At 20.7% G+C, this 6,645-nt stretch carries 6 protein-coding genes and 1 pseudogene; all 7 read left to right on the top strand.

Going from position 1 to position 6,645, the window contains the following annotated elements; all coding sequences use genetic code 11:
• Window positions 1–487: pseudogene (locus tag EPJ79_RS11620) on the top strand (glycosyltransferase family 2 protein); the annotation flags it as partial.
• 143 nt (window positions 488–630) lie between these two features.
• Entirely contained in the window at window positions 631–1,671 is a 1,041-nt protein-coding gene (locus tag EPJ79_RS11405) for an AAA family ATPase (RefSeq protein WP_158634378.1), read from the top strand.
• Between the two features lie 10 nt (window positions 1,672–1,681).
• Window positions 1,682–2,218 (top strand): DUF3226 domain-containing protein, encoded by a 537-nt coding sequence (locus EPJ79_RS11400; protein WP_147739650.1) that lies wholly within the window; start codon window positions 1,682–1,684, stop codon window positions 2,216–2,218.
• A gap of 39 nt (window positions 2,219–2,257) precedes the next feature.
• Window positions 2,258–3,421: a glycosyltransferase family 2 protein gene (locus EPJ79_RS11395; protein ID WP_147739649.1), complete on the top strand. Its 1,164-nt coding sequence runs from the start codon at window positions 2,258–2,260 to the stop codon at window positions 3,419–3,421.
• Between the two features lie 25 nt (window positions 3,422–3,446).
• Entirely contained in the window at window positions 3,447–5,024 is a 1,578-nt protein-coding gene (locus EPJ79_RS11390) for a glycosyltransferase family protein (RefSeq protein ID WP_147739648.1), read from the top strand.
• Window positions 5,025–5,143: 119 nt separating this feature from the next.
• Window positions 5,144–5,302 (top strand): hypothetical protein, encoded by a 159-nt coding sequence (locus EPJ79_RS11615; RefSeq protein ID WP_158634377.1) that lies wholly within the window; start codon window positions 5,144–5,146, stop codon window positions 5,300–5,302.
• Window positions 5,303–5,324: 22 nt separating this feature from the next.
• The gene (locus tag EPJ79_RS11385) at window positions 5,325–6,422 is read left to right on the top strand and encodes a glycosyltransferase family 2 protein (protein WP_147739647.1); all 1,098 of its coding nucleotides are present in this window, start codon (window positions 5,325–5,327) and stop codon (window positions 6,420–6,422) included.
• Window positions 6,423–6,645 lie beyond the last annotated feature (223 nt).

Raw genomic sequence — 6,645 nt, 5'->3', positions numbered from 1 at the left:
ATGCAGAAGCACAAAAATAGCGCTTGACGAATTTTATAATTTTTTGGTAAAAGTAAAATCAAATATAGCTTATGGATTTTTATTTTCTAAAATTTATTATAATCAATATAATTATCTTTTTGAAAAAGTAAAAAATAACAATGAAGAATATGTAAAAATAATCGAAAAATATTTTGACAAATCTATTATTAGTCAATATTTGCATTTGCAAAAATATAACGAAATAGAAAATAATAATTTAGAAGAATTGAATTATAAACTCTCTCCATATTTCTTTTATATAATTTTTATAGATTACAAAATAATAATTAAATTATTCGGCATTAGAATTGTTATAAAAAATAAAGAATGTTTCAACAAAATAATTGTAATAAGTTTGAGTAATTTTTTGAGACGACTGTTTTCTGTAAATACAAAAAAGATTGAAGGGCGTAAAATTACTTACTTAAATATATTAGGATTGAAATTTAAGTTAGAGGGTAAATAAAATGCCGTTAATATCGATTATAGTTCCCGTTTATAATACGGAAAAATATTTAAGAAGATGTTTAGAGGTAAAAATTTGAATTAATTTATTTTGTATGATAAAATTAAAATTAAATAGATTTTTATTTTAATCGAGATATTATTATGTTAGAAAAATTGGAAATTAATAATTTTAGAGGAATTAAAAAATTAAATTTTGATTCTTTCAAAAATATAAATATTTTTACGGGCAAGGCAAATGTAGGCAAAACTTCCGTATTGGAAGCTATTTATATGATTTTAAGAATAAATGCGGAATCAATGGTTACAATATCAGATTTAAGAGACATAGTAGGATATGATGATATATTTGAATCTTTATTTTATGATTATAATTTAAAAAATTCTATAAAACTAAATGCACTGATTAATAACGACAAAATAGATATAGGAATAAAACCTAATATTAATAATAGAAGTATTACTGTTCCATTGGGCAATCAAATCTCAAAAAATGATATAAATTTTGTAAATAGTTTACAGTTTGATATAAAAAACGGTAAAAGCTCTACATCTAATATTATAGTTGAAAAAATAAATAATACGGTAAATTTTCAAGTTTTATCTGCAAACAAAATAAACATAAACATTGAAGATAATGTAGAATTTATAGCCGAATATTATAGTAAAAATAATTTATACAAAAATTTAAAAAATATTCTTGAAAAGAAAAAAGAAAAAGAAGAATTGCATGAATATTGCAGACAATTCAACGATAATATTGAAGATATAAGATTTATAGATAATAAAATAGTTATAGAAACTAATAATTTGGAACATACTTTAAATTTGAAAACTATGGGAAAAGGTTTTCAAACTTATCTTACTATTATCGCTTCAATGGTAGCTGGAAATAAATATATTTTAATAGACGAAATAGAAAACGGCATTCATTACGAAATAATGAAAGTATTAATTAAAAATATAACAGATTTATCAAAAAAATATAATCTACAGTTTTTTATTACAACTCATAGCAAAGAATTCTTACAAACATTAAATAAATTTACTAAAAATAACAATTATTCTGATATGATTTCTGTATTTAACCTTTACCATGATAAAGAAAAAGATATTAAAGCCGTAAGATTCACACAGGAAAATTTTAGCCATTCTATGGAAACTGATAGCGAAATAAGAAATTAAAGGTATTAAAATGCATATTTTAGTAGAAGGACATACTGATAAAGATTTTCTTGAATTATATTGTAAATATTTAAATATAGATGTCCGTATAGATATTGTTGATGGAAAAAATAATTTAATTAATAAACCAAATTTAATAAGAAATGACGAAAAGCATTTAATTATTTTTGACGCGGACGATTACTATAACGATTCCAAAACTAATATAGAAAATCAAATTAATCAAATGAATATTCCAAAAGAAAATTATGATATATTTTTACTTCCAAACAATAAAGATAGTGGAAATCTTGAAACTTTAATAGAAAAAATCGCTCTTTATAAAGAAGTATTAAACTGTTTTGAAGGTTATGAAGAATGCATTTCAAAATTAGGAATTAATGGTATAAAACTTCCGCATAAAAAATCAAAAGTTTTTGCTTATATGGAAAGTTTTGGATTTAAGAATCCTGAAGAAGCCGAAAATTTTGATTTAAGTCCTTATGTAGACTTTGAAAATAAATATTTAGAAGATTTAAAAAATTTTTTGTTATACAATAATGAATAATAATTGTATGATTTAAATTTAAGTTAGAGGGTAAATAAAATGCCGTTAATATCGATTATAGTTCCCGTTTATAATACGGAAAAATATTTAAGAAGATGTTTAGATAGTTTAGTCAATCAAACTTTTAACGATATAGAAATTATAATTGTTAATGATTGCTCTCAAGGAAATTGTAAAGAAATAATTGAAGAATATCAGAAAAAAGATAACAGAATAAAATATATTGAACATAGCGAAAATAAAGGGACTTTAATAGCAAGGAAAACGGGAAGTATTGAAGCTGAAGGAGATTATATTACCTATGTTGACAGCGATGACGAACTTGATATTAATACTTGCAAAGAATTGCATAAAATAGTTTATAAAAGAGATTACGATGTTATTCCTTTTTCTATAAAAGTATATTCAGAATACGATGTAGAAGATTTAGAATTATGGTTATTATCTGAAAGAAATATAATTAAATATCCTTTCATTGAACTTTTAGACATAAGATTTTATCATAATGTCGCTGGTAATTTTTTTAAAAAAGATGTTGTAAAAAAATCAATCCCATATATACCGAATATTAAATTAAGCAGTTCGGAAGATTTGCTTCAATATGCAATAACTCTTTATTTTTGCAAGTCGTATAAAACTTTAAATAAAAAATTGTATATTTATAATTATGATGTCGGAGCAAGTCCAAAAATTGAGAATTTAGAAATTAATAAATATAAATTTTTATGCGAAACCGTAAAAATATCTTTAGACGAAATTTATAATTTTTTATGCAAATTAAATATAGAAAAGATATACGGATATAGTTTTTCAAAATTATGTTATCATCATTATAATTATTTAAATCAAGTAAAAGATAAAGATTATAAAAATATTTTAAGCGATACTTTCTCAAAAGATTTTATTGAAGGATACGAAGCATTTAAAGAAATTAGCGATTATAACGGCATAGAATATAAATCTTTAGAAAATCTTAATGAAAAATTAATTCCTTATTTCTTTTCAATAATTATATTTAAGAAATATACAAATATAAGAATATTTGGAATAAAAATAAGTTTAAAAAATAAAAGATATTATAATAAACCTATTGTTATTAGTTTTAATAATTTATTAAAAAATATTTTTTCAATAAAAATAGACGATAAATATTTCGTATTAAAGATATTATTTATAAGAATTGCTTTTAAAAAGAAAATTTAAGGAAATTTGGTGTAAGTTAATCGATATGAATTTTATAAATTTTTTATTTAGTATAAAAGAAAAAGATATATATTTAATAATAACTATTTTTGGTATAAAAATAGTATTAAAACCTACTCGATTAAGACATAGAGAAAAAAATATTCCATCATTAATTAAAAGGCAAGAATTATATAATAAAATTTGTTATGATTCTTATGATATAAAAATAAATGAAAAAATTTCTGAAGAATTTATATCAAAATATTTAAATGAATATATTTCAATAATAGAAAAAAATAAGGACGATAAAATAAATCTAAATATAATATATGCAAATTGTATAAATACTTTATATAATGAAATTTACACGCAATATTATACTAAAGATAAAAAAAAATGCTTTAGATTACTTAAATATTTAGAGGCGGTTATATCTAAACAAATAGATGAATACGGAATTTTTTTAAGCTATATAAAAATATTTAGCGTTTTAACTTCTGATATAAAATATAATAGAATTTTAGATTGGTATAATGATAAAATATATTCTCAAATTATGGATAATTATTTAGATAATTTTTTGAATGCGGAATTAGAGGATAGAATGATTTTAATAACTGAATTAAATTATGAGAGTCATGGAGAAGTTATACCGGGAATAGTTAAATATTTTTTTGATTTAAATTATAAAGTTGATGTATTGATAAGTAATGAATTATATTTAGCAGGAATATTAAATAATTTTATAAATAATAAAAATATAAGAATATTTAATATGGAAATTGATTGTATGATAAAAGCCTTAAATAGTAAAAAGATAAAACAATATTCTGGGATATTTATAACTTCTTATTATCTATATTATTATAATTATTATGGATTTCCTACTGTTTTAAAATATATAAAAAATCTAAATAGACAAAATAAAAAAATAATTATATTAGAGCATCATTTAGAATTGGTAAATAAGAAACTTTTGAAAAAAAATAAAATAGCTGTGATTAATAATTTTAATAAAAGTGAATTTCCTATATATATTAATCCTCATTATTTTGGAGATATTAACATAACTAGTAAAAATAAAGAAATTACAAATTTTATAGTAATAGGCAATATAGAAGATAAAAGGAAGAATCATAATTTGCTTATAGAATCTTTAGAAGAACTTATTAGAGAAGGTATAAATAATTTTAAACTTACTATTATAGGTAGAGGAAATATATTGTTTAATTCTATTTTATGCGATTTTATAGAATTTAAAGGACGAGTAGATTATCCGACTTTATATAAGGAATTAGAAAGTAGCGATTTTATTTTACCTATGCTGGACCCAGAAAATGCAGAACATGATAGGTATTTAAAATATGGAGTTTCAGGTTCTATGCAATTAATATACGGATTTAGAAAAATTTGCATAATCAATAAAAAATTTGCTTCCGTTTATGGATTAAATGAAAGTAACAGTATAATATATGATAAAAACAAATATCTAATTGAATCTTTAAAAAGAGCTATATATATGCCACATCAAGAATATATGTTAAAGCAGAATAACCTAAAAATATATACGGATAATTTATATAAACAATCTTTAGAAAATTTAAAAACTATATGGAAATAACCCAATAATTAAATTATATGGTTTTTATGCAGTTGATATATATAAAAAATTATATTAAAATAAAATTAAATATTTAAATAAAGGCGATAAATTATGCATAAAAGGATAACTCTATATTAATGGCTAAATACTTATTAAATAAAGCATACGAAAAAGAAATACCCATGTCTATGACTAAATTACAAAAAATGCTATTCGCTTTAGACGGAGTATTATTAGCTAGTAATGCCTCCTTTTATATTATTAAAAATAATAACCAAACATTTATTACCAAATAAAGATAAATAACAAGGAGATAAAATGCCATTAATATCTATTATAGTTCCTGTTTACAATACGGAAAAATATTTGCCAATATGTTTAGATAGTTTAGTCAATCAAACTTTTAAAGATATCGAAGTGATATGTATAGACGATAAGAGCAAAGATTCCTCACTAAAGATTTTACAAGATTACTCTAAAAAAGATTCAAGAATAAAAATAATTAAAAACGAAGTTAATAAAGGGCTTGGGGAGACAAGAAATGTTGGAATTCGTAATTCAAAAGGCAATTATATATCGTTTGTCGATTCCGATGATTATATAGATATCAATTTTATAAAATATTTTTATGAAACGGCAAAAAAATACGATGCAGATATTGTAAGCACTTCAAATATAATGTCTATAAACGAGGATAAAATAATTCCTTATAAAGATAATAAAGTTTATAATTTGAAAAATAATGTAAATTGGCAAGAAGGAATTTCTAATTTGCAAATTGAAAATCTTAAATATGATACTTATGAATTTATTAATTATATGTCTTGGAATAAATTATGGAAAAAAGATTTTATTATTAAAAATGATTTATTTTTTAATTTGAAGGACAGAGGAGAAGATATTGATATATTTTATAAACTATTTTGTCATAATCCTAAAACATCTTATAATAATAAAGCTATATATTATTATAGACAAAGAGAAGGCTCTATAATTGATAGCAGGGGAAAAGATATAAGTTTTATAATTTCTGCTATAAAATTTATTGACAATAATATTAATTATTATAATAAAAATTGTCCTCAAAAATTGCCTTATTTATTAAATAAAACCATATCTAATTTATTTTATGAATTTGAAAATTATGAAGATAAAAAAACAGGATATATATATATATATAATTATTTTAAAAATTTAGATTTGAGCGAAAAAGATTTTTTGACATATAAAGATTATATAAAATTTTTAACATTAAAAAATATAAACATATACGAAAATTATTTAATATTTGAATATAATAATAAACTATACGGTAATTTAGAAAAAAAATATCATAATCTCGTAAATCAACTAGTATATTTTATACCTTTTAGAAAATTGAGAGATAAATTAAGACAAAAATTATTAGATAATTAAAAATTAATTTATAAATTAAACTATTGACATTTTTTATTAATATGTTATAATTTAATCATTAAAAATTAAGGTAGGAATTTTATATGTTTAGTTTGTCACTACACTACACTACACTACACTACACTACACATTATAAATTTTTTCGGCGATTTTTTCATTGCAGAAAATTATTTATTAAAGAATTATCTCAAAAACATAAAAGCATTTTCTATATGCAAACTCT

This window comes from Brachyspira aalborgi, assembly GCF_008016455.1.
GTDB classification, from domain to species: domain Bacteria; phylum Spirochaetota; class Brachyspiria; order Brachyspirales; family Brachyspiraceae; genus Brachyspira; species Brachyspira aalborgi.
This window is presented reverse-complemented; position numbering and strand designations above follow the sequence as displayed.